Genomic DNA, 1698 nt, shown 5'->3' on the forward strand with positions numbered 1-1698 from the left:
AACGCTTGGATAGATAGCTTTAAAGCGCTATTAATACGATATGAAACTAAAGAAAAACATTGGAGGGATTTTCATCTGCTCGCATTCTGTTGTATTTTGATTAGGAAACATTAAACAAGTTCTATGTCGAATCTTCGATTTCTCAGATTATTTCAAAAATTGATCGTAGTATTTTTAAAAAATTAGTAGCAGAGAAGAAAACAGATTACTGAAACAAAGGTTTTGATAGTTGGACTCATTTGGTATCTTTTTGAAAAGTAGAAAAAATCCGCACAAAAATTGACTTTATGCGGGAATAATTTATTCTAAATTTTATTTAGGACAGTATTGTACTTGGATAATCTATAGTTCAAACCTTTCATAAGTCAAACCCTTGTATTTTTTTTAAATAACTCATGTTTTTTTCATAATTTTGCACTCTAAAAAAATGAACTTTAGCAGTCTTACTCCATATTTGCCGTATATTTTTGCAGCAGTCATCGCAACTCCTTTTTTGGTTTTGTTTCGACAGTTTGTGTATTATTATATGAACGCAAAAGAACGAGAGCTGAAGTCTTTAGGAATGGCTGTTGGACAAGAGTCCAGACAACAAGCTTTCGAAAGAATGACCCTCTTTTTGGACAGGATAAAGCCTTCACAACTGGTTTCCAAATTCGATAAAAATTTGGCAATTCACGAATTTATTTATCTTACAGAAAGAAGCATACAAGAAGAGTTTGATTATAATTCTACCCAACAATTGTATATTTCTACTGTAAATTGGCAAAATATCGTTACTTCTAAAAACAGATTGGTGGCGCTATTGCATTCGACCTACGAAGGATTGGGGAACCAAGCGAATCTGGATGACTATAAAACCGTTTTCATGATGAATTATACCCAAGAAGGCGATTTTGTTTCACAAACCATAGACGAAATAAAAAAAGAACTTTTAATAATAAATTTTAACAATTAACAATACAATGATTCCAAATTTTAAAGCACATCCATGGCACGGTATTACCGCTGGCGAACAATGCCCAGAGGTAGTTAATGTTTTTGTAGAGATTGTGCCTCAAGACACCATTAAGTACGAAGTGGACAAAGAAACAGGATATTTGAAAGTGGATAGACCACAAAAATTTTCCAACATCATCCCGGCACTTTACGGTTTTATCCCAAGAACTTATTGCCACGACGAAGTGAAAAAATTAGCCATAGAATCGGGATCAACCGATGTGGTAGAAGGAGACAACGACCCGTTGGATATTTTGGTACTGAGCTCTCATAACATCCATTCCGGTGGTTTGATGATGGAAGCCATTCCAATCGGTGGTTTCAAAATGATTGATAAAGGCGAAGCCGATGATAAAATTGTTTCTGTAATGGTGGGCGATCACGCTTTTGGTCATTTCAGAGACATCAGTGAGTTGCCAGAAGCAGAAGTAAACAGGTTGATGCACTATTTCCTTACCTATAAAAACTTACCAAACGAAGAGGCAAAATGTAGAATTGATAACATCTACGGAGCTGAAGAAGCTAAGAAAGTCATTTTGGCTTCTCAAGAAGATTACGCCAGAATCTACGGTGCTAAATAATGAACTTGTTTAAAGTAAAAAAATCGATAAACACCTTTAAAAAAAGGCGTTAATTATTTGTTTAAAAGACTGGTATTCAGTATATTAGAGGAAAAATAACTACAAATTTCTCTATGCAAAA

The 1698-nt window shown here is 34.3% G+C and carries 2 protein-coding genes; both read left to right on the forward strand.

Annotated elements, in window-relative coordinates; all coding sequences use genetic code 11:
- Positions 1–427 precede the first annotated feature (427 nt).
- Entirely contained in the window at positions 428–955 is a 528-nt protein-coding gene (locus EIY84_RS11675) for a DUF7935 family protein (protein WP_124643377.1), read from the forward strand.
- A gap of 7 nt (positions 956–962) precedes the next feature.
- Entirely contained in the window at positions 963–1577 is a 615-nt protein-coding gene (locus EIY84_RS11680) for an inorganic pyrophosphatase (RefSeq protein ID WP_124643378.1), read from the forward strand.
- The last annotated feature ends 121 nt before the right edge of the window (positions 1578–1698 follow it).

Origin of the sequence: Amniculibacterium aquaticum (genome assembly GCF_003852705.1) — a bacterium.
GTDB lineage: Bacteria > Bacteroidota > Bacteroidia > Flavobacteriales > Weeksellaceae > Amniculibacterium > Amniculibacterium aquaticum.